Genomic DNA, 19,861 nt, shown 5'->3' with positions numbered 1-19,861 from the left:
TGAGGAGCAGTAATGTCATTTCGTGCGGTTCTGAAGGTCGTTGTGTTTTTTCTCATCGCGTTGTTCCCGGTGATTGCGCGGGCGCAGCAGGTGGGCGCTACGGTGCATGGAACGGTGGCGGATCCCGAAAGTGCTGTGATTCCTGGGGCGACGGTGACACTTACTCCTGCCTCCGGGAAGGCGTTGATTACACAGTCGCAAAGCGATGGAACTTATACGCTGCATGGGGTTGCTGCGGGGACCTACTCGGTGACTGTGACGATGAAGGGGTTTGCGTCGTTCGTGAAGCTGGGGGTCAAGGTCGCGGCGGGACAGAATCTGGCACTGGATGCGAAGATGGCGATCGAGGAGGAGAAGCAGGAGGTCAACGTCAACTCGCAGGGTGCGCAGGTGAGCGTAGATTCTGACAGCAATGCGAGCAGTACGGTGATTAAGGGGAAGGATCTGGATGCGCTGTCGGACGATCCAGATGAGCTGTCTTCGGAGCTGACTGCGCTGGCGGGGCCTGCTGCGGGGCCGAATGGAGGTCAGATTTATGTGGATGGTTTTACCGGCGGACAGTTGCCGCCGAAGTCTTCCATTCGCGAGATTCGCATCAATCAAAATCCATTTTCGGCGCAGTATGACAAGCTGGGCTATGGGCGAGTTGAGGTTTTTACGAAGCCGGGTACGGATAAGTATCACGGCAACCTGAGTGTGCAGGGCGGGGATAATGTGTTCAATACGTCGAACCCGTTTTTGGGGGCCTCGAATACACAGCCGCCGTATTACACGACCTTCATTCTGGGGAGCGTGAGCGGGCCGATCAATCGGTTCGCGTCGTTTACGGTGGGTGGATCGCATCGGACGATTCAGGACAACAATATCGTCAATCCGAGCGGCTTTTATGCGGCTTCGGCAGATTCGACGACGCCTTGCGCGCCTGGAGTTTCGACGATCTCGTCCTGCTCGTATTTTTCTTCTTATCCGGAGGCGGCGCGTGCGGTGTCGCATCCGCAGACGCGGAGTGATGTGGCTCCGCGTGTTGATCTTGCGCTGGGAGATAAGAACACGTTGACGGTGCGCTACCAGTATTACGTCAATGGACAAAACAATAACGGCATCGGGAACACGAATCTGCCGACGTCCGGTTACAACACGGAGGCGACAGAGAATACGGTTCAGATCAGCGATACGCAGATCCTGAGCCCGCGCGTGATCAATGAGACGCGATTCGAATATCAACGGGACTACTCGACGCAGGATCCATTGAGCACCGATCCGACGCTATCTGTGCAGGGAATCTTTACGTCTGGTGGATCGAGCCTGGGGACGCAGCAGAGTACCAGCACCCATCTTGAGTTTCAGAACTACAGTTCGATTGCGACAACGAAAAACTTCATTCGGTTTGGCGGACGGGTGAGGACGACGGATGAATCTCTGTCGTCGAATGCTGGATCGAACGGGACGTTTACTTACTCGTACCTTCTTGATCCCTGTACGGATCCGAATCCGAGCATCAAGAGGCCGAGCAATTGCGCTGCCGGTGTGACGACGCCGTGCGCTGCGGTGAACGCGAGCATCTCGTCATACCAGTGCGGGTTGCCAGGGCAGTATGCGGTGACGGCGATCAACAAGTTAGAGGTGGATGGTCGCGTGACCGATGTTGGGTTGTATGCGGAGGATGACTGGAAGCCGAAGGGAAACCTCACGATTACTTATGGTCTTCGTCTGGAGGCGCAGAATGTTATAAGTAGCGCGCGTGACTTTGCGCCGCGTCTGTCGTTTGCCTATGGGATTCCACGGGGCGGCGGCAAGTCGCCCACGACGGTGCTGCGAGGTGGATTCGGAATCTTTTACGATCGGTTTACGCTGGCGAACTATCTGACGACGTTGCAGGAGAATGGCTTCAATCAGATCACCTCGACGGTTCTTAATCCGGGGAGTGTTTGCACGCCGGATAGTCCGAGCAGCTGCGGGAGTCCGACGTCGAACAAGATTACGACTTACGGACTCGGCGATGGGATACGCAGCTCGTACACGATGCAGGAGGCGGTTGGGTTCGATCAGCAGCTTGGGCGTGCGGCCACGATGTCGGTGAACTACCTTTATGCGCGGGGCGATCATCAGTATCTGAGCAGGAACTTCATTGTTGCCAATGGCTTTGATCAACAGTTTCAATCTGGTGGGGTCTATAAGGAAAATCAACTGCTGATTAATGGGAGTGCGCGGTTGAAGAAGCTCACGTTGTTTGGGTTTTATTCGTTGAACCTCGCGGATGCCAATACGTCGGGAGCGTCTTTCTTTCCGACCAGCAACACGGACACGAAGGTGGACTACGGGAGAGCGTCGTTTGCGCATGCAAGCTTCGCGGTTGTCGGCGGCAGCTGGCAGCTTCCTTATGGGTTCTCCGCGAGCCCGTTCGTGATTGCGCAGTCGGGGACGCCTTATAACCTCACGACCGGGCAAGACCCTTTCAATACGTCGATCTATAACCAACGGCCTTTCTTTGAGAATGGGGATAGCGGGAACTGCAGACTTGCGTCTGATTTCAGCTCTACGCAGACTGGCAGTCTGACGCCGGTGCCGATCAACTACTGCGATGGACCTACCAACTTCACGTTCAATCTTCGTGCTTCGCGTGTATTTGGATTTGGAGAGCGGTCTGGAGGGGCTGCGAGCTCTACGCAGGGGAGCGGCTCGGGGCGTAACAACGGCCCGGGCGGCGGGGGCCCCGGCGCTGGAGGTCTTCGGGCTGGAGGGCCGGGCGGTGTTCGGGGGGGATTTGGTCCTCAGGGAGCCAGCTCAGGACATAAGTATACTTTCACGCTCGGAGCGCAGGCATTCAACCTGTTCAACGTCGTTCCTTTTGGAACGCCTACGAGCGTTTTGAGTTCGCCACGATTTGGACAGTTCACCACGCTGGCGGCGGGACCGTTCAGCTCTGCAACTGCTGTGCGCCGGATTACACTGCAGGCTTCGTTCAACTTCTAACGTCCTGCAGAGACGTCCTGCCGGACGGGCCCACTGCGCGTTGGGGCGGTCACTTCGTGACTTATATACCTTGGTAATGAGGGAAGGGCGCTGGTCCTCGCGTTGGTCGGTGGGAGGACCAGTGCTTTTGGCTTGCTACGGTTTGAAGTTCTTCTTCAGCGTCTGCCAGCAGGTGTAGTACTCGTGTTGGCGAGCGGCGGTGTCCATCGCGAACTTTGTGGGGCGGCAGACGAAGCGGGTTTCGAACATGAAGGCGAGTGTTCCTTCGAGTTTGACTGGCTTGAGTTCGGCTTTGCTGGCGCGGTCGAAGGTTTCTGCGTCGGGGCCGTGGCCGCTCATGCAGTTGTGCAGGCTGGCTCCGCCGGGAACGAAGCCCTCGGCCTTGGCGTCGTACTCACCTTTGACGAGCCCCATGAACTCGTTCATGAAGTTGCGATGGAACCAGGGTGGACGGAAGGTGTGCTCGGCGACGAGCCAGCGTGGGGGGAAGATGGCGAAGTCGACGTTGGCGGTGCCGGGGATCTCGCTCGGTGAGGTGAGAACGGTGTAAATGGAAGGGTCGGGGTGGTCGAAGCTGACGGAGTTGATGCAGTTGAAGCGCGCGAGGTCGTACTTGCAGGGTGCGTAGTTGCCGTGCCAGGCGACGACGTCGAGCGGGGAGTGATCGAAGTCGGTGGCCCAGAGATTGCCCTGGAACTTTGCGACGACCTGGAAGGTTCCGTTGTCGCGATCGTCGTAGGCGGCGTGGGGTGTGTGGAAGTCGCGACTGTTGGCGAGGCCGTTGGCGCCGATTGCACCGAGTTCGGGAAGGCGAAATTGTGCGCCGTAGTTTTCGAGGAGATAGCCACGGGCCTGTTGGTCGAGGAGCTCGACGCGGAACTTGATGCCGCGGGGGACGATGGCGATTTCGCCGGGATTGATGTCAAGGATACCGAGTTCGGTGTGGAGCGTGAGGCGGCCGAGTTGAGGGACGAAGAGGAGCTCGCCGTCGGCGGAGTAGAAGAAGCGGTCGGTCATGCTTTTGGTCGCGGCGTAGATGTGGATGGCGACGCCGGAGTGCATGGTGAGGTCGCCGTTGCCGGCAAGGGTGGTGAGGCCGTCGATGAAGTCGATTGGGGTGGTGGGGAGGGGGAGGGGATCCCAGCGTAGTTGGCTTGGGGTCGTCTCGACTTCGTTGAAGGGGGTGGAGCGGACCATGGCGTTTGCGATGCGCTCGTAGGGTTTGTGCATGACGGAGGGGCGGATGCGGTAGGTCCAGGTGCGGCGATTGAGCAGGCGAGGCGCGGTGAAGGGGCTGCCGCTGAGTTGCTCCGTGTAAAGGCCGAGTGGGGCTTTTTGTGGGCTGTTCTGACCGACTGGGAGGGCACCGGGATGTGCCTCGGTGGCGAACTCATTGCCGAAGCCGCTGAAGTACTTGAGTTGGGGCATGATGATCCTCTTGGTAGAAAATATCTCGGGTCGATGTTTAGTTCGCGACGAGCGAAGAAGGCTTCTTGACGACACAGAAGCTTAGCCGAAAACAGGCGTCTCGTGTTGAGAGAGCTACCGGGTGAGGGAGGGGTCGGCGGTGTCGACCAGGTAGGGTTTGCTGACGGGTTCGTTGGTGGCGGTCGCTGCGGAGATGACGACAGTTTTTGCGTTGAGGAACTCGCGCATGCCTGCGGCGGAGAGCTCGCGGCCATAGCCGGAGCGTTTGATGCCGCCGAAGGGGAGGCGTGGGTCGCTGGCGACGATTGCGTTAAGGAAGACGCCGCCGCACTGCAGCTCGGAGATGAAGCGCTGTTGTTCGGCGGGCTCGCGTGTCCAGACAGAGGCGCTGAGGCCGAAGGGTGTGTCGTTGGCGATCTCGATGGCTTCGTTGACGTCCTTCGCGCGGAAGAGCATGGCGACGGGGCCGAAGAGCTCCTCTCGATAGACGGCAGAGGTGCGTGGAACGTCGGTGAGGACGGTGGGTTCGAAGTAATTTCCGGTGCCGAGCATGCGTTGGCCTCCGGTGAGGATGCGTGCGCCGGCCTGTGTGGCAGCGTTCACCTGGGCTTCGAGAAGTTCGAGGGCGTGGACGGTCGCGAGAGGACCGATGTCGGTGTCGTCCTTCATGGGATCGCCGACGCGCATGGCTTCCATGCCTGCGACGAAGCGGGACTCGAAGACGTCGTAGATCTCGTCGGCGACGATGAAGCGTTTGGCTGCGATGCAGGATTGTCCGCTGTTGACGCACCGGGCGCGGACGGCGATTTCGACGGCTATGTCGAGATCGGCAGAGGGCATGACGATGAAGGGATCGCTGCCGCCGAGTTCGAGGACAGATTTTTTGATGAGCCAGCCGGCCTGAGCGCCGATGGCTCGACCGGCGGTCTCGCTGCCTGTGACGGTGACGGCGGCGATGCGCTCGTCACCGAGGACTATTTCGACCTGATGAATTTCGAGAAGGAGGCTCTGGAAGGCTCCGCGTGGGAAGCCCGCTCGACGCACGAGGGATTCGATGGCTAGAGCACACTGAGGGACATTTCCGGCATGTTTGAGGAGAGCGACGTTGCCGGCCATCAATGCGGGAGCGAGGAAGCGGAAGACCTGCCAGAAGGGGAAGTTCCACGGCATGACGGCCAGGACGACGCCAATTGGATCCCAACGCACGTAGCTGTAGTTGTCGTCGGTGGGGATGGACTCGGGCGCGAGGATGCGGGCGGCGTGCTCGGCGTAGTAGCGGCAGACGCCGGCGCATTTGAGGATTTCGAAGTGCGCGGCCTCGATGGGCTTGCCCATCTCCTGGGTGATAAGTGTGGAGAGTTCGTCGACCTCGTGTTCGAGAAGGAACGCGAGTTTGCGCATCCACAGCGAGCGATGCTCGAGCGGCACCTGGGAGTAGGTGGGAAACGATTCGGCGGCGAGAGCGATCTTCTGGCGCGCGGTTTCGTCGGTGAGGGGGTCGAAGCTGCGTAACAGCTTTCCTGTGGCGGGATTGATCGATTCGATGGCCATGCCGATTGCAGAGTTACTCCGACGCTAGTTTAGCAAGGGCGGAGGCAAGTACCTGTACCCCGAGAGTGGTATCCGATGGGGAGGCGTATTCGTCCGGTTTGTGGCTTACGCCGTTGCGGCACGGGATGAAGATCATGCCGATGGGTGCGATGCGGGACATGAAGAGGGAGTCGTGATAGGCGCGGCTTACCATTTTTTTGTAAGGGATTTTTTGGTCGGCGCAGGTCTCTTCGAGGACTTTGACGATGTGGTGCGAGGATTGTGCTGGGGCGTCGGCGTTGACTAGCTCTTCGGTGATTGTGACTTTGCGGCGCTGGCGCAGCTCTTCGCAGTCTCGGCGAACAGCTTGCATGACGGATTCGCGGCGGGTGGGATCGGTGTCGCGGATGTCGAGTTGCAGGACGACGTGGCTGGGGACGCTGTTGACCGCGCCGGGATGGACATCGCAAGTGCCGATGGTGGCGACGGTGTCGATCGCGCCGGTGGCGAGCGCATTTTTTTCGACAGAGAGGATGAGTTCGGCGGCGGCACAGAGAGCGTCTTTGCGGTCGGGCATCAGGAGCGCTCCGGCGTGACCGCCGAAGCCAGTGATGGTGAAGCGATAGCCAGCGGGTGCTGCGATGCTGGTGACGATGCCGATAGGGATGCCTTCGCGTTCGAGGAGAGGGCCCTGTTCGATGTGGAGTTCGAGCCAGGCGTGGTAGTGGTTCGATGGGAGTTGCACTGAGGCGAGTGAGCCGGAGAATCCTGCGGCGGTTCGGACAGCGGCTAGTGTCGCTTCATCTTTGTCCTGCATGGCGTCGGCTCGGCTGGGGTCGAGGGTTCCGGAGATGAGTCGGCTGCCGAGACAGCCAATGCCGAAGCGGGTGGGCTCCTCGGAGGTGAACATGACGAGCTCGATGGAGCGACGGGGACGTAGGCCGCTGCGTTTGAGCGCTCGCATGGCTTCGAGGCCGCCGAGAACTCCGACGGTGCCGTCGTACATGCCGGCGTGAGGGATGGCATCGGTGTGTGATCCGGTGGCGACGGCGGGTAAGCTGGGTTCAGTGCCTGTCCAGCGGATGAAGACGTTGCCTACTGCGTCGTCGCGGACGTCGAAGCCTTCGGCGGTGGCTAATTTTTTTAGCCAGGCGCGGGCGCGGAGGTCGTCGGCGGAGAAGACGATGCGGGTGACGGCGGTGCCGTTGCTGACGGGCTCGGCGTCGGTGAAGGTGGCGAGGGTTTGGAGTTCGCTTAGGAGCCGCGTCTGATCTATTTGGATCTGGTGTGTCAAAACTTTTCGCCTCGGGTTGCGTGGAGTTCGTTGCGAATCTGCCGCGGAGTTCAGGCCAGTGGGTGACGGTTCCAATCTTTATAAATGAGATATTTCGCGGGACGCTTTCCGATGGCGCCGAACCACTGCGGACAGTAGGGTCCCATCCAGATGAAGTCGCCTGCGGTGACCGGGTACCAGCTGTCGCCGAGGCGGTAGATGCCGCCGCCTTCGAGCATCAGCAGGCCGTGCTCCATGATGTGGACCTCGACCATGCTGAGCGCTGCGCCGGGTCGGTAGGTCATCGTGTTGACGGCGAAGTCGAAGGATGGCGAGCCGGGAAGCAGGCTGCGAACCTGAAGGTCGGGGTCGTCGTTGAGCGGGACCGAGAGTGTTTTGTCTTCGTGGCCTATGAAGGTTTCTGGTGCGGGCGCAGAGGAGGTTGTTTCGTAGGGCTTTTCGATGACGACGAGTCGGGTGGGCTGCCGTGCGGTGAGGGTGTGTGCGGCGTCTTCTGGGATGTAAGCAAATCCGCCGGGAATCAGCGTTTGGAAGCTGGTGTCGGTTGCCAGATCGGCTGCGCCTTCGAGCGCATAGATGAAACGCTGGTTGGAGGTTGGTCCGAGCTTGCCGCCGGGCTCGAGCTCTGCGGTGTACTGGGTGAAGGCTGCGCCGCCTGCGGGTGAGATGTGAACGACGGCGGTGGCGCGCTCCATGCCTGGCAGCACGGTGCGGACGAAGGTGTCCGGCGTGTGGAGAAGATGATCGCGCTGATTGGTGCTGCGAGTGTGTCCCAGTTTATGCATGGTCGTCCTTGGTTTTATCATCACTCAACTGTGCGAGGAACTCCATGGCGGTTGCGAGGGCGGCGTCTACGTCCTGTGGAAGGACGGCTTCGTCGGGATGGTGGCTGAGGCCTCCGGGGCTGCGGAGAAAGAGCATGGCGGAGGGAATGGAGGGTGCGAGAATCATCGCGTCGTGGCCGGCGCCACTGGTCATTCTGCGGTTGGAAAAGCCAAGTTTTGAGGCAGCGTTGTGCAGTCGGGTTGTCAGATGCGGATCGAGCGGGACAGCGGGCTGATCCATCTCGATATGAGTTGTGACTTTCACCCCGCGTACGCCGGCGAATGAGCTTGCACTCTCGACCAGGGCAGACGCGGCAGTGTGGCGCGCCTCGTCCTGAGCGTGGCGCACGTCGAGCGACGTCTTCACTCTTCCGGCGATTACATTTCCAGCGCCAGGTGAAGCTTCCAGCTTGCCGACGGTTGCGACGAGGCCCTCGTGGGAGACCGCGTATTCTTCGACGGCGACGATCCATCTGGCGGCTGCGGCCATCGCGTCGTGTCGCAGATGCATGGGCGTAGTTCCAGCGTGGTTGGCTTGGCCGTCAAAGATGAACTGCACTCGGGTCTGTCCGACAAGGGCTTCGACTACTCCTAGTGGGGCATCTTCGCTCTCGAGTACGGGGCCTTGTTCGATATGAAACTCGAGGTATGCGAAGGCGTCTTCGCATAAAACTGCGGCGGGAAGACGCTCAGGATCGAGGCCGTAGTGCGTGATTGCGTTGGTGAGGCTGACACCATCTTGATCTTTACGTCGCAGTGTTTCTTCGTCCAGTTTTCCTACAACTGCGAGGCTGCCGAGGAATGGCTTGCTGAAGCGGACGCCTTCTTCTTCTGAAAAGCCGATGACTTCGATCGAGAACGGAAGTCGGTGTCCTTGCAACTCCTCGACAACGGCGATACCAAGGACGACGCCGAGGATACCGTCGAAGGCTCCTGCGTTAGGGACTGTGTCCAGATGCGATCCGATGATGATGCGTGGTGCATCGGAATGGGGCGATTGCAATAGTCCACGGATGTTGCCGATTGCATCAACTCGAACCGTCATGCCGGCTGCCTCCATCCACTGGCGAAGCAACGTATGGACAGAGTGCATTGGAGGGGTTAGGAAACGGCGTGTGATCTCGCCTGGGACTTCGGTGCAAGTTGCGATCTCCCGGCAGCGGGAGATGATCCGGGTTGCGCGATCTATATTTGTTACTGACATAGATACTTATTTTTATAGTTCAGGATCTGCGGCGGACGCGCGCTTCGATGTATCCGTGAGGTTCGTCGGTAGGGACGAAGATCTCGTTGGGATTGTCCTGGCCGAAGCGTGAGAGGTCGACGAGGAGGCAGTGTTTGTTGGGCATGGTGATTTCGATCTCGTCGATTTCGGGTACGTCTTCTAGCGCGCTTGCGGCCATCGCGTAGAGGGTTTGCTGCACGGACTTGCTGTCGTGATTGGCGAAGGTGCGGAGCATTGTCTCTCGAATTTTTGTGCGGACGGTTTCGAAGTCGAGGTCAGTGGAGGTGTATTGCCACTCGGCGCGGACTGCGGTTCCGAAGAGGCGATCTTTGGTCTCGGGCAGAGTGGTGAGCGAATCCTTGATGTAGCCTTCGAAGCTGGAGTGAGCGGTCTTGAGCAGGACGAGATTGTCGAGGCCAGAGAGGATGTGAAAGCTTTCGCCCTGGGCGCGGTCTACGCTGGTTGTTTGAAGTTCATTACTGCCGCGCATGAAGGCGCTGGGATGGGGTTTGGCGTCGACCGTCAGGTGTTTCCACATGGTGGTTTCGATGCGGACCGAAGCGGATGAGGCCTGCGGATTGCGCCCTAACAGGAAGTCAGTGAGCTCTTTGGCGTAGTCCTCCATCGAGGTTGCTTTGGAGGCACGGGCAAGGGAGTAGACGGTGTTCTTCATCGTGTCAGTCGGCAGGATTTTGCTGTTGTCGCCGTCGAGATGGGCAGAGTCGAAGTCGCCCTTGAGCAGCACCTGAACGGTCCACTCGCGCAAGTCGTGGCCATTAGGATGACGGGTCACCTTCATCAGGCGGACGCGGGATTTTCCGTAACGATTTTCGGCCAGCTCGATCATCGGGTCAGCTTCCTCGGTAGGTGGTGTAGCCGTTCGCAGTCAGGAGTAGAGGGATGTGATAGTGCTGCTCGCCTTCGGATACGGTGAAGACAATTTCTACGTACGGATAAAGCCCCTCCAGCTGATGTTGTTTGTAGTAGGCAAGGGTTTCAAAGCGGACTCGATAGATACCTGGTCGCAGGACGTCGGTTTCGGGTAGAAGATGTTTGCAGCGACCGTCTGCGTCGGTGGTCGCTTCGTTGAGTGTGGACCACTCTTCGTTCGTTATGCGAGCGAGCGTGATTGGAACGCCCGCGGCTGGCCTGCCCAGCGATGTGTCGAGAATGTGCGTGGAGATGCCCATGATTACTCTGACTCCAGCCAGCGGTGAAGGCGAAGCTGTGTGATCTCGCGTTGTTGTTCGGCTGCTTCACGAAGTTCGGTTGCATTGTCGTTTTGCATGCGCGCCTCCAGGATGGTGAGGATCTCTGCTGAAGTTTTTCCTGAAGCGCACACAATGAAGATTCGGCCGAATCGTTCTTCGTAGTGGCGGTTTGCGTCTTCGAGAGCTAGTTTAGCGGCTTCATCTTGCGTGAGCGCTGCGCGCTGCTCCTGTGCCGACCAAAGCAAAGACTGTCCGGTTGCGTGAGCCTGAGCTTGATTTTGGCCGATGCGAGGATGGCTGTCGAAAGCTTCTCGCCAGGCCTCTTCAGGGAGATTAAGCCAGATGGACGAGGATTTTGCGATCAGCGACTCTTCGTCTTCGATCGGACGCGCGGAGGCGAGCGCAGTCGCCCATGCCTGCGAGCCGCAGCAGGGAAGAGCTTCGCGGGCAGCGGTGGCGAGATCGAGTGAGTTCCATCGGGCCAGGACTTTGTTCATGCGTGTCTGCCTACTATAACTTGACTTCTCGGCCTGAGGGTGTCGGAGCAAAGATGCCGTCACGGTATACCGGTTCTCCGCGCAGGTAGGTGGCTTTAACAGCGCCGCGCAGAGTTGCGTCCATGTACGGTGAGACGGGGTGACGGTAGTGAAGTTTGCCGGGAGTGACGGTGAACTCTGTTTCTGTGTCGAAGATGATGAAGTTTGCGTCGCGGCCTGATTGGAGAGAGCCTGCTCGGTGGGCGAGACCGGCGAGTGCGGCTGGTGCGCTGCTCATCCAGCGGGTGATGTCTTCAAGCGTGTCGCCGCGATGAGAGGAGTCAGTGTGGATGATGGAGAGTGCGAGAGAGAGGCTGGGGATGCCGCCCCAGGCTTGATCGAAGCGGCCAGTCTCGATGCGCTTCATCTCGGGCGGGCAGGGGGAGTGGTCGGTGACGATCATATCGATGATGCCCTCGTGCAGGCCGCGCCAGAGGCCTCGCTGATTTTCTTTGCTGCGGATTGGTGGGGCGCACTTCAATAGAGTTGCGCCGTCGGGGATCTCTTCGGCGGCGAAGTGCAGGTAGTGAGGGCAGGTCTCGACGGTGACGGGAAGGCCTTCGTGGCGTGCAGCTTTTAGTTCGGAGAGAGCGAGCGCGGTGGAGAGGTGAACGATGTGCAGGCGAAAGCTGTACTGGCGGCAGAGACGAATCATGAGGCGGATGGCCTGGAGTTCGGCTTCGTCAGGGCGAGACGCGAGGTAGGTCTCGTATCGTCGCCAGTCTGCGTTGGCTAGTGACTGGGTCGCCGCGTCGATAGGGTCGGCGAGTTCGGCATGGACAAGTAGGGGAAGGCCAGACTGTGCGATGGATGGTAGGGCGGCTTCCAACTGCTGTTGGTCGATCATGGTGAAGCCATCACAGCCTGGGTAGATGAGAAAACATTTGAAGCCGAGAACACCGGCGTCGGCCAGTGGAAGGATGTGTTGCTGATTATCTGCGACAGCTCCTCCCCATGCGGCCCAATCGATGAAACACTCGCCCTTTGCGGCTTCGCGTTTCTGCTCGAGCGCGGCGACCGTTGTGGTTTCAGGAAGACAGTTGAGCGGCATGTCGATCAGGGTGGTGTAGCCGCCGGCCGCGGCAGCGCGAGTTGCGGTGTTGAACCCCTCCCATTCGGTGCGGCCGGGCTGATTGATGTGGACGTGTGTGTCGACGAGTCCTGGAAGCAGGGCGTCGTTGCCGCAGTCGTGAACAATGGCGTCCGAGGGGACCTCTGAGTTGCGACAGATGGCGCGTATCGCTCCACCTTCTACGAGGAGCGCGCCCGGTTGCGTGCCCTGAGGAGTGACGATGCGTTTTGAGAGAAAGGCATGTGCCATAATTTGATATTCCGTCACTTCCGCCGCATAAATTGTGACCTAAGGATACCGAGCCGAATGCAGGGCAACCCAATCTTCATGCAGAAAGCGATTGCGCTGGCGACGGAGAATGTCCGGTCCGGTCGCGGAGGGCCGTTCGGCGCGGTGATTGTGCGGGGCGGTGAGATTATTGCGACTGGCGCAAATCTCGTTACCGCGACCAATGATCCGACGGCGCATGGCGAGATTGTAGCAATCCGAAACGCGTGTGCGGCGCTTGAGAGCTTTCAGCTCATAGGTTGCCATATCTACACCAGCTGCGAGCCTTGTCCAATGTGCCTTGCCGCAATCTACTGGGCGCGATGTGAGGCGATCTTTTATGGCAGTTGCGCAGCCGATGCTGCAGCGGCCGGATTTGACGACGCTTTTCTTTATGAAGAGATGAAGCTGCCGCTCGACCAGCGCAAGATTCCGGCGGTGAGACTGCTGCCTGAGGAGGCGATTTCGAGCTTTGAGGCCTGGCGTGAGCACGCCGGCAGAATCGATTACTAAGACATGGCGATAAAGCAAACGAAGAGAACTGCGGTCAAAAAAAATAAAGCGGATTCTGTTGTGAGGGTTGCGCTGCTGGGATTCGGCACGGTCGGAGGGGCGGTGGCGCGGGTGCTTGCCGCGTCGAGGATTCAGGGCGTCGAGCTGACGCATATCTTCAACCGCAATGTGGATCGGAAGCGTAGCTCGGCAGCCGCGAAGGCCGTACCGGCTTCGGTGGTGTGGACCGATAGCATCGATGTGATTCTGCGGTCGAATGTTGATGTTGTTGTTGAATTGATGGGCGGCCTGAATCCGGTGGAAGGGTGGTTGCGCAAAGCTCTCGCTGCGGGTAAGTCGGTGGTTACGGCGAATAAGCAGCTTATCGCTTACCGAGGGACCGGCCTGGCGAAGCTCGCAGAGAAGCACAACGTTCATCTGCTGCATGGAGCGGCGGTTGCGGGTGGTGTGCCGGTAATTCCTGGGATGTTGCAGGGGTTGTGTGGCGATCAGGTGACGCGGCTTAGCGGCATCGTCAATGGCACGTGCAACTACATTCTTAGCCGCATGGAAGCTGGAGCGGATTACGCGACCGTTTTGGCCGATGCACAGCAGCTTGGCTACGCGGAGGTTGATCCGGCGGCCGATGTGGATGGGTATGATGCGCGGGCGAAGCTTTGCATCTTGTCGCGCATTGCGATGCACGCTGAACTGGACCCTGATGCGGTGGCGATGCAGACGATTTCGGCGATTGAGGCGATCGATTTTTCCTATGCGAAGGAGTTGAACTGCACGATTCGCCAGGTCTCGCGCGCGGAGCTGGATGGGAAGCTCGTGCATGCGCGGGTAGCGCCGATGCTGGTGCCGCTGGCTTCGCCTATGGCGTGGTCGCATGGGACGCAGAATATGGTTGTCGTGAGTGGGAGATTCGGCGGAGATGTTGTTTTCTCGGGGCATGGTGCTGGCGGGGAGCCAACGGCGGTCGCGGTGGTGTCCGATCTGTTGGCCGTGGCTCAGGGATGTAAGAGCGTGGAGCTGCCATTGCGAAGGCGCGAGGTGACAGGTGATTTTTTTGCACCGCACTATCTGCGATTTGTCGTTGATGACAAGCCGGGAATTGTCTCTGCGATCTCCGGTGCGCTTTCGAAAGTTGGCGCGAATATTGATTCGCTGCTGCAACGGCGCGGGTATCCGAAGCATCGTTTGCCGTTCGTGGTGACGACTGAGCCGTGCCTGAGCTCGACCATTGAGCGTGCATTGGCTTCAGTAGCTCGTATGGATTGCATGTTGGAGAAGCCGTTGTGCCTGCAGATGCTTGAGGTGGAAGACAAGGCGGAATAAAAAAGCGGCGCAGGGTGAGTGCGCCGCTTCTTCGCGTTGCTGGTTTGAGTTAGTACTTCGGCAGGGAAGGATCGATCTTGTCGGCCCAGGCGAGGATGCCGCCGGTGAGATTCGATACGTTTGTGAAGCCGGCTTGTTTGAGAGCCAGCGCGGCTTTTTGGCTGCGAGCGCCGGACTTGCAATGGACGACGATCTCACGGTCCTTTTTGTCGGCCAGCTCAGCGGTGCGAAGAGCAATCTCTCCGACTGGGATGAGTGGCGCGCCGAGATTTACGATCTTGTACTCGTGCGGCTCGCGAACGTCGAGGACGAAGACGTCTTCCTTGGCGTCGAGTTTGCGTTTGAGTTCCTGGACCGAGATCTGTGGGATGCCGTCGACGACAGGAAGATCGCTGACAGCTTTGTCGCGGGCGACTTCGAGTGGGCCGACTTCGCTTGGCGGGGTGATGCCGCAGAACTGGTCGTAGTCGATGAGTTCGGTCACGGTCGGGTTGGGGCCGCAGACGGGGCACTCGGGATTTTTACGGAGCTTCAGGGTACGAAAGCTCATGCCGAGAGCGTCGACCAGGAGCAACCGGCCGATGAGGGGTTCGCCGATTCCGAGGATCAGCTTGATGGTCTCGGTCGCCTGAATAACTCCGACGAGGCCGGGGAGGATGCCGAGCACGCCGCCTTCGGCGCAGGAGGGAACCAGGCCCGGCGGTGGCGGTTCGGGGTAGAGGCAGCGGTAGCAGGGGCCTTCTTTTGTTCCGAAGACGCTGGCCTGGCCTTCGAAGCGGAAGATCGAGCCATAGGCGTTGGGTTTGTTCAGCAGTACGCAGGCGTCGTTGACGAGGTAGCGGGTCTGAAAGTTGTCGGTACCGTCCGCGATGACGTCGTAGTCTTTCAGAATCTCGAGCGCGTTGGCGCTGGTGAGCATGGTGTTGTGTTTGATGACTTTGACCGTGGGATTCAGGCCTTTGAGCATGATCTCGGCGGAGTCGACCTTGAGCTTGCCGACGGTCGCGGTGGAGTGGATGATCTGGCGTTGCAGGTTGCTTGCGTCGACGGTGTCGAAGTCGACGAGGCCGATGGTGCCGACGCCTGCGGCTGCGAGATAAAGCGCCAGGGGCGCGCCCAGGCCGCCGGTACCGACACAGAGCACCTTCGCGGCTTTTAGCTTCTGCTGGCCTTCCATTCCTACTTCGGGGAGGATCAGGTGCCGGGAGTAGCGGGCGATCTCGTCATTGGAGAGCTTGGGGAGTTCTACGGTCTCTTCGATTGCTGTTGGCATTTTCTTTTCCTCTGCCTCACTTGGAAGGCGTCAAAATCTTCACTTTATAAAACCGCCTTTGACGGTTACAAATAGGAAAATTTTAGAGTCGACAGTTCGTTCCGCCGGCGATGGAGGGAATGATAGTGAGCTCGTCAGAATCATTTGCAGCGGTCTCTTCCTTATTGGGAAGATAGCGGATGTCGTCGTCGTTCAGATAGACGTTCACGAATGAACGGAGCTTGCCTTCGGGGGTAAACAGGTGCGGCTTGAGTTCGGGGTATTGGACGGTGAGCTGCTGAAACACGCCGCTGACGGTGGTTCCCGTGACGCTGACGGTCTCAAGTCCGCCGGTGTAGGCGCGCAGCGGGGTGGGGATGTGAATGTTCATGCCTGACCTTTCTGGGTTTGCGTCGCCGCTTCGGCGACGTTAGGGGCGATATCGATTTGGATTGGTTCGTCCTCGAATGTTTTATCTTCTTCCGTTGTGCCTCTTAGCAGGAAGGAGTTCGTCAGCGCAGCCTTGCCCTGTTCGACGCTGGTGATGATGTAGGAGCAGCCCAGCCAGTGGGCTTCGGCGAAGTCGGTCTTCGACCACTGGGCCGGATGGTCCGGATGAGAGTGGTAGAAGCCGACGATGTCCAGGCCGAGACCGCGTGCCTGCCGCTGGATCTTGACGAGCTCCTGCGGGGCGATGTTGTAGCGGTTGTGGGCGGAGTCGGTGCGGGTGTTGCCGGCGCGAACGATCTGCTGGACGTGATTGACCGCAGCGGTGTCGTTTCCCTCGCCGGCGATGTTCTTGCCGAGCAGGACGCCGCAGCACTCGTTCGGGTAGGTCTCTTCGCCGTGCGTGCGCAGGGCCTCGTAGTCAGCGTAATGGATGCGAAGCATCTGAGTTACTCCTCCTGCCAGAAGCGTTCGCTCATGTATTTTTCTGCCGAATCGCAAAGGATGGTGACGATGACTGCCTCGCGGCCGGCGCGGACCTCTTCTTCGCCGATCTGGAGAGAGGCTGCGACGGCTGCTGCGGCGGAGATTCCAACGAGCAGGCCCTGGTTGCGGGCTAGATTTTTTACCATGCTGTACGCGGTCTCGGTCGGCATGTCGATGTTGGCGTCGGCGAGGGATGGATCGTAGATGCGTGGAACGATAGCTGTTGCCATGTGCTTGAGGCCTTCGAGGCCGTTGAAGGGCGAGTCCGGCTGCATGGAGATGCATCGGATCGATGGTTTCAATTCCTTCAGGCGGCGCGTTGTGCCCATGAAAGTACCGCTGGTGCCGAGGCCTGCGACGAAATGCGTGATCTGGCCTTCGGTCTGCTCCCAGATTTCGTTTGCGGTGGTGCGGTAGTGTGCCTTCCAGTTCTCGTCATTGGAGTACTGGTCGGCGTAAAAATATTTATCTGGCTCTGCCGCGGCGAGTTCGCGAGCTTTACGGATAGCTCCGTCGGAGCCATTGGCAGGGTCGGTCCACAGGACTTCTGCTCCGTATGCGGCGAGATAGCGCTTGCGCTCGGGGGAGACATTCGATGGCATGCAGAGAGTGACCTTGAAGCCCAGAGCTGCGCCCAGCATGGCGTAGGCGATGCCGGTGTTGCCGCTGGTTGCATCCAGCAGGCCACGGCTGCCGGTAAGGAGACCTCTGCGCTGCGCATCGGCGACGATGGCCGAGGCTGCCCGGTCTTTGACTGAGCCACCGGGGTTGGCCCATTCGGCTTTGCCGAGTATCTGGATTCCGGGCAGATGGGTGCTGAGGCGTTCAAGCCGCACCAACGGCGTGTTGCCGACGCGCTCGAGGATGCTTGTTCCAAACGGTTTGAGGGTGGTAATCATGCGGCTTCCATCTTCAGATCTTCATGTCGTCATTTGATTCATTTGAATCGTTCGCGCCGTGCCGATTGAAGGACTTCGGCGAATGTGCGACAGTTAATCGAGTCTAACGTATTGCACTATGGCGAAAAAGATCCCAGTACGAAGCTTCAATGATGTTCTCAGCCTTCTCGGGGGCCAGAGATTCGATGTTGCCCCTGCTCAGGAGGGTGCAAAGCGAACGCCAAATGCTATGCAGGTAAGGAAATACGGGTGTGCGGCGGAGATTGCTGCAGCACCGGATGGCACTGTCGAGATATTGGCCCGACCGGGCTGGCTGCTGAATGGCGAGATCGCGCGTGTGCTTGACCGGGGCTACCAGAAGTTTCTCCGGACGAGCAAGCTCGAGATTCCGGCTTCGGCTGATCACCTGCGCGCTATTCATGAGTTCACCGAAGAGTTGAACGAAGCGGCCGGAAAGACGATCCTGTACAACCAGGCGTTAGGAACGACCAGCAACGTTTATCACTACGATCGGGTCGAAGGGCGGGACTGATTCCGGCCGGGAATAGGCCGCGGCAGGAAAACGGCTTAGCGCCGCCGATTCTGCTCGCGCTGTAACTCGCGATAGGCTTCGCTCTTGCCGATGCCGCGTTCGCGAGCGACACGTTTCAGGGCGTCCATCTCGCTGATGCCTTCTGACTTCATCATGGTGGCTACCTCGCCGGCGAGAGTAATTTGCTTGCCTTCGGTTTCGACCGGGGTGGCCGTGAGCATCAACACAATCTCTCCGCGGACGCTGGCGCGAGCTGCCAACTGCGACCGAACGCCGGCGACCGATCCTCTCAAGAATTCTTCGTGGATTTTTGTCAGCTCTCGCGCAATGACGATGTGCTGCTCTGGACCGAAGACGGCCCCGACGTCTGCAAGTGTGTCGAGAATGCGGTGCGGGGCTTCGTAGAAGATGTGCGTCCCGTTGTCTCGTGCAAGTTCTTCGAGCGCTGTCTTACGCTGGCCCGCTTTGGCGGGAAGGAAGCCGTGAAAGGTGAATCGCTCGGTCGTGAGGCCGCTTGCGATTAATCCGCTGATTGCGGCGTTTGCACCAGGAATGGGGAAGACATCTACTGCGGCAGCGAGTGCGGCAGCGACGATCTGGCCGCCGGGATCGGCTATGCCGGGGGTTCCCGCGTCGCTGACTACGGCGATGCGTGCGCCATTTTTTAACTCTGCTATCAGTTCTTCGGTGCGCGAGCCTTCGTTGTGCATGTGATAGCTCACGGTGGGTGTGCGGATCTCAAAGTGGTTGAGCAGTTTCTGTGTCTGGCGAGTGTCTTCGCAGGCGATGCGGTCTGCCTGACGCAGCACTCGCAGCGCACGCAGGGTGATGTCTTCGAGGTTGCCGATGGGCGTGGCTACGAGGTAGAGTCCGGGTGCCAGGGGCCGGTCGTCTTTGTCTTGGTTCGCGGACATTACTCTGTCTGCCGCAGTTTGCGGCGCTGGTTCAGCATCCCCATCGAAAGCGCAAGATTTTGAGGGGTGATGATGCCGACGATGCGGTCGCCTTCGAGGACTGGAACCATCTGTGCGCCCTGACCGGCCATGATGCGACGCAGCGTCTTCACCAGCGAATCGTCTGGCTGAGCGGTCTGGAATGAGCGAGTCATTACGCCTTGCACGTAGCCGTTACCATCGGTTTGCAGCGCATCGACGATGCTCTGCCGCGAGACCGCGCCGACGAGGTTCGATCCGCGCACCACGGGGAAGACGTCCTGCAGGGTGTGGACCGAGCGCTGAAGCGCGTCTTCAAGGGTGTCCGAGGCGGAGAGCATGCTGAACTGTGTCAGCATCACGTCACGCATCCGAACGGCGTCCACATCAGTTTGCAGCAGGAGGCCCTGGTCTTCCATATGCGCGCCAATCATCAGGAAGGCGCCGATCATGACGAGCCACATATTGGGTACCAGCAGGCCCGCGACGATCAGTGCGATGGCGATGAACTGACCGAGTCCTGCTGCGGCTCGGGTGCTCTTCATGACGCCTTTGGTCTTGGCAAATTCGCCGCGAAAGACACGTCCTCCATCGAGCGGGGAGGCGGGCAAAAGGTTGACGACGCCGAGCAGGATGTTCATCCACACCGCAGCTCGTAGTAGATGGAGGGGGGACGTCCAGGGGCGTTCGAAGAGGCTGACCTCGGGCGCAATCGTCAGGGTTATTGCAGCGAGGAGCAGGCCGAATCCGATATTTACTGTGGGCCCGATCACGGCCATGCGCTTCTGCATCTCGGGCGTCGAGGCTTTCTCTGTGGCTTCGGTGCTTGCGTAACTCATCAGGCCACCGACGGGCAGTAGAAGAACGCTGCGGAGTTCGAGCCCGAACCACGCTGCACCGATGGCGCGAGCTACTTCGCGAACGACCACTGCGAGCAGCAGCAGCAGCCAGAGCGCAAATCCTCGGCCTCCTGTTGAGCCGGTCATCGAGGCATAGCTGATCGACAACCCAAGGATGAGGAGGAAGAAGGTGTGGATGCGGACATCCACGCCGAGAAATCTGCCGATCGGAAAAGACCACCCACGCATGTCTTCCATTGTATGCGCAGCGGTTTAGCATT

Annotated in this window: 19 protein-coding genes; 4 read left to right on the top strand and 15 right to left on the bottom strand. The window is 59.4% G+C overall.

Annotated features, from left to right (window positions below; genetic code table 11):
- The first annotated feature begins 12 nt into the window (after positions 1-12).
- Complete coding sequence (locus RBB76_RS03630; protein ID WP_429628762.1) at positions 13-2,973, top strand: carboxypeptidase regulatory-like domain-containing protein; 2,961 nt, start codon at positions 13-15, stop codon at positions 2,971-2,973.
- Between the two features lie 135 nt (positions 2,974-3,108).
- Here the strand turns inward: RBB76_RS03630 and hmgA are convergent, their stop codons facing one another.
- From hmgA to allB, 9 genes are all read right to left on the bottom strand, one after another.
- Positions 3,109-4,401 (bottom strand): homogentisate 1,2-dioxygenase, encoded by a 1,293-nt coding sequence (gene hmgA / locus RBB76_RS03625; protein ID WP_429628763.1) that lies wholly within the window; start codon positions 4,399-4,401, stop codon positions 3,109-3,111.
- Positions 4,402-4,515: 114 nt separating this feature from the next.
- Entirely contained in the window at positions 4,516-5,952 is a 1,437-nt protein-coding gene (locus RBB76_RS03620; protein ID WP_429628765.1) for an NAD-dependent succinate-semialdehyde dehydrogenase, read from the bottom strand.
- A gap of 13 nt (positions 5,953-5,965) precedes the next feature.
- Entirely contained in the window at positions 5,966-7,225 is a 1,260-nt protein-coding gene (locus RBB76_RS03615) for a M20 family metallo-hydrolase (RefSeq protein WP_429628766.1), read from the bottom strand.
- Between the two features lie 50 nt (positions 7,226-7,275).
- Positions 7,276-8,010 (bottom strand): (S)-ureidoglycine aminohydrolase, encoded by a 735-nt coding sequence (allE, locus tag RBB76_RS03610; RefSeq protein WP_429628767.1) that lies wholly within the window; start codon positions 8,008-8,010, stop codon positions 7,276-7,278.
- A complete protein-coding gene (locus tag RBB76_RS03605) occupies positions 8,003-9,253 on the bottom strand; it encodes an allantoate amidohydrolase (RefSeq protein ID WP_429628768.1) in 1,251 nt (416 codons plus the stop codon). The genes allE and RBB76_RS03605 overlap by 8 nt, the downstream gene beginning before the upstream one ends.
- Positions 9,254-9,272: 19 nt before the next feature.
- Complete coding sequence (pucL, locus tag RBB76_RS03600; RefSeq protein WP_429628769.1) at positions 9,273-10,121, bottom strand: factor-independent urate hydroxylase; 849 nt, start codon at positions 10,119-10,121, stop codon at positions 9,273-9,275.
- Between the two features lie 4 nt (positions 10,122-10,125).
- Complete coding sequence (gene uraH / locus RBB76_RS03595) at positions 10,126-10,464, bottom strand: hydroxyisourate hydrolase (RefSeq protein WP_429628770.1); 339 nt, start codon at positions 10,462-10,464, stop codon at positions 10,126-10,128.
- A gap of 2 nt (positions 10,465-10,466) precedes the next feature.
- On the bottom strand, positions 10,467-10,982 hold the full coding sequence (gene uraD, locus RBB76_RS03590; RefSeq protein WP_429628771.1) for a 2-oxo-4-hydroxy-4-carboxy-5-ureidoimidazoline decarboxylase: 516 nt from the start codon (positions 10,980-10,982) through the stop codon (positions 10,467-10,469).
- Between the two features lie 13 nt (positions 10,983-10,995).
- Positions 10,996-12,342 carry an allantoinase AllB gene (gene allB / locus RBB76_RS03585; protein ID WP_429628773.1) on the bottom strand — a complete coding sequence of 449 codons (1,347 nt, stop codon included), beginning with the start codon at positions 12,340-12,342 and terminating at the stop codon, positions 10,996-10,998.
- A 57-nt stretch (positions 12,343-12,399) separates the two neighbouring features.
- Here allB and RBB76_RS03580 point away from each other — a divergent pair, with 57 nt between their 5' ends.
- Positions 12,400-12,873 (top strand): nucleoside deaminase, encoded by a 474-nt coding sequence (locus tag RBB76_RS03580; protein ID WP_429628774.1) that lies wholly within the window; start codon positions 12,400-12,402, stop codon positions 12,871-12,873.
- Between the two features lie 3 nt (positions 12,874-12,876).
- Entirely contained in the window at positions 12,877-14,193 is a 1,317-nt protein-coding gene (locus RBB76_RS03575; RefSeq protein WP_429628775.1) for a homoserine dehydrogenase, read from the top strand.
- A gap of 49 nt (positions 14,194-14,242) precedes the next feature.
- On the opposite strand, the gene moeB is transcribed toward RBB76_RS03575, so the two are convergent.
- The 4 genes from moeB to RBB76_RS03555 all read right to left on the bottom strand — a co-directional run bounded on the left by moeB (position 14,243) and on the right by RBB76_RS03555 (position 17,277).
- Complete coding sequence (moeB, locus tag RBB76_RS03570) at positions 14,243-15,466, bottom strand: molybdopterin-synthase adenylyltransferase MoeB (protein ID WP_429628777.1); 1,224 nt, start codon at positions 15,464-15,466, stop codon at positions 14,243-14,245.
- A gap of 82 nt (positions 15,467-15,548) precedes the next feature.
- Complete coding sequence (locus tag RBB76_RS03565; protein ID WP_429628778.1) at positions 15,549-15,836, bottom strand: MoaD/ThiS family protein; 288 nt, start codon at positions 15,834-15,836, stop codon at positions 15,549-15,551.
- Complete coding sequence (locus RBB76_RS03560; RefSeq protein ID WP_429628779.1) at positions 15,833-16,336, bottom strand: Mov34/MPN/PAD-1 family protein; 504 nt, start codon at positions 16,334-16,336, stop codon at positions 15,833-15,835. The genes RBB76_RS03565 and RBB76_RS03560 overlap by 4 nt, the downstream gene beginning before the upstream one ends.
- Before the next feature lie 5 nt (positions 16,337-16,341).
- Positions 16,342-17,277: a PLP-dependent cysteine synthase family protein gene (locus RBB76_RS03555; RefSeq protein WP_429628781.1), complete on the bottom strand. Its 936-nt coding sequence runs from the start codon at positions 17,275-17,277 to the stop codon at positions 16,342-16,344.
- Positions 17,278-17,395: 118 nt separating this feature from the next.
- On the opposite strand from RBB76_RS03555, the gene RBB76_RS03550 reads away from it, so the two are divergent.
- Complete coding sequence (locus RBB76_RS03550; RefSeq protein ID WP_429628783.1) at positions 17,396-17,809, top strand: hypothetical protein; 414 nt, start codon at positions 17,396-17,398, stop codon at positions 17,807-17,809.
- Positions 17,810-17,844: 35 nt separating this feature from the next.
- Here the strand turns inward: RBB76_RS03550 and rsmI are convergent, their stop codons facing one another.
- Both rsmI and RBB76_RS03540 read right to left on the bottom strand, forming a co-directional pair.
- A complete protein-coding gene (rsmI, locus tag RBB76_RS03545; protein WP_429628785.1) occupies positions 17,845-18,723 on the bottom strand; it encodes a 16S rRNA (cytidine(1402)-2'-O)-methyltransferase in 879 nt (292 codons plus the stop codon).
- Positions 18,723-19,829, bottom strand: coding sequence for a CBS domain-containing protein (locus tag RBB76_RS03540; RefSeq protein ID WP_429628786.1), 1,107 nt, complete (start codon positions 19,827-19,829; stop codon positions 18,723-18,725). Before RBB76_RS03540 ends, rsmI begins: the two co-directional genes overlap by 1 nt.
- Positions 19,830-19,861 lie beyond the last annotated feature (32 nt).

Source organism: Tunturiibacter psychrotolerans (assembly GCF_051013365.1).
GTDB lineage: Bacteria > Acidobacteriota > Terriglobia > Terriglobales > Acidobacteriaceae > Edaphobacter > Edaphobacter psychrotolerans_A.
The sequence above is the reverse complement of the archived record's forward strand: the minus strand, read 5'-3'. Positions and strand labels throughout refer to the sequence as shown.

What these genes read in the sequence shown, in the direction of transcription:
- uraH (WP_429628770.1), bottom strand. Translation starts at nt 10,464, where the DNA reads ATGGGCATCTCCACGCACATTCTCGACACATCGCTGGGCAGGCCAGCC.
- moeB (WP_429628777.1), bottom strand. Translation starts at nt 15,466, where the DNA reads ATGCCAACAGCAATCGAAGAGACCGTAGAACTCCCCAAGCTCTCCAAT.
- hmgA (WP_429628763.1), bottom strand. Translation starts at nt 4,401, where the DNA reads ATGCCCCAACTCAAGTACTTCAGCGGCTTCGGCAATGAGTTCGCCACC.
- RBB76_RS03540 (WP_429628786.1), bottom strand. Translation starts at nt 19,829, where the DNA reads ATGCGTGGGTGGTCTTTTCCGATCGGCAGATTTCTCGGCGTGGATGTC.
- RBB76_RS03560 (WP_429628779.1), bottom strand. Translation starts at nt 16,336, where the DNA reads ATGCTTCGCATCCATTACGCTGACTACGAGGCCCTGCGCACGCACGGC.
- RBB76_RS03620 (WP_429628765.1), bottom strand. Translation starts at nt 5,952, where the DNA reads ATGGCCATCGAATCGATCAATCCCGCCACAGGAAAGCTGTTACGCAGC.
- allB (WP_429628773.1), bottom strand. Translation starts at nt 12,342, where the DNA reads ATGGCACATGCCTTTCTCTCAAAACGCATCGTCACTCCTCAGGGCACG.
- RBB76_RS03605 (WP_429628768.1), bottom strand. Translation starts at nt 9,253, where the DNA reads ATGTCAGTAACAAATATAGATCGCGCAACCCGGATCATCTCCCGCTGC.
- RBB76_RS03580 (WP_429628774.1), top strand. Translation starts at nt 12,400, where the DNA reads ATGCAGGGCAACCCAATCTTCATGCAGAAAGCGATTGCGCTGGCGACG.
- RBB76_RS03565 (WP_429628778.1), bottom strand. Translation starts at nt 15,836, where the DNA reads ATGAACATTCACATCCCCACCCCGCTGCGCGCCTACACCGGCGGACTT.
- pucL (WP_429628769.1), bottom strand. Translation starts at nt 10,121, where the DNA reads ATGATCGAGCTGGCCGAAAATCGTTACGGAAAATCCCGCGTCCGCCTG.
- RBB76_RS03550 (WP_429628783.1), top strand. Translation starts at nt 17,396, where the DNA reads ATGGCGAAAAAGATCCCAGTACGAAGCTTCAATGATGTTCTCAGCCTT.
- rsmI (WP_429628785.1), bottom strand. Translation starts at nt 18,723, where the DNA reads ATGTCCGCGAACCAAGACAAAGACGACCGGCCCCTGGCACCCGGACTC.
- RBB76_RS03575 (WP_429628775.1), top strand. Translation starts at nt 12,877, where the DNA reads ATGGCGATAAAGCAAACGAAGAGAACTGCGGTCAAAAAAAATAAAGCG.
- RBB76_RS03630 (WP_429628762.1), top strand. Translation starts at nt 13, where the DNA reads ATGTCATTTCGTGCGGTTCTGAAGGTCGTTGTGTTTTTTCTCATCGCG.
- RBB76_RS03555 (WP_429628781.1), bottom strand. Translation starts at nt 17,277, where the DNA reads ATGATTACCACCCTCAAACCGTTTGGAACAAGCATCCTCGAGCGCGTC.
- allE (WP_429628767.1), bottom strand. Translation starts at nt 8,010, where the DNA reads ATGCATAAACTGGGACACACTCGCAGCACCAATCAGCGCGATCATCTT.
- uraD (WP_429628771.1), bottom strand. Translation starts at nt 10,982, where the DNA reads ATGAACAAAGTCCTGGCCCGATGGAACTCACTCGATCTCGCCACCGCT.